Source organism: Kitasatospora sp. MBT66 (assembly GCF_000710405.2).
Taxonomy (GTDB): Bacteria; Actinomycetota; Actinomycetes; order Streptomycetales; family Streptomycetaceae; genus Kitasatospora; species Kitasatospora purpeofusca.
The window spans coordinates 984,461-985,130 of sequence record NZ_JAIY01000010.1; the positions used below are offsets into that span (position 1 = coordinate 984,461).

1 pseudogene is annotated in these 670 nt (G+C 70.9%); it reads right to left on the reverse strand.

What is annotated here, in order from left to right:
* Positions 1–213: 213 nt before the first annotated feature.
* Positions 214–670: pseudogene (locus BI06_RS29045) on the reverse strand (hypothetical protein); the annotation flags it as partial.

Here is a 670-nt window from a genome sequence, read left to right on the forward strand (position 1 = left end):
GGGCGGACGGAGATCACCGCTCCGCTGCGGGCCGCCGCGAGCGCGTCGCCGATCGTGCGGTACGGGCCGCCCCGCTGTTCCGGGCACACCGTCAGCACATGGCGCGACATGGCCGTCCTCTCCTGGGTCTTCATGGGTACGTCGTCGGGGTCGGACGGGGTCGGGCGGGTCGGGACGGTGCGGGGCCCGGGGCGGGCCACGGGGCGGGCCCGGTCAGGAGGCCGTGCAGTCGGCCCTGACGGCGGAGGCGGCGATGTGCGCCTTGTCGGTGGCGGTGCCGGCCCAGTCGAGGCCGCGGGAGTGCAGCATCACCGAGATCTTGCCGCCGGAGACCGCGAACCCCTTGCTGGTCACCCAGTTCCCCCGGCTGGTGGTCTGGTTGACCGAGAAGTCGCCGATGACGCCGGAGCCCGGGGAGTTGTGGACGGTGTAGTACGCGGGCTTGCCGCCGACCAGCTTGTAGTCGCTGTTGTTGGGCACGTAGACGGCGATCGTGCAACTGCCGCTCGTGACCGGCGCGGTGGAGAACGTCCAGACCACCGAGTTGTCGTTGTCGTCCTTGCTGTCCGAGCCGGACATCGGCATCGACACGTACTTGCCGTTGCAGCCCGAACCGGTGTACCCGCCGGTCGAGCTGCTGAGCCAGCCGGTGGAGCCCTGCTCCCAGTAG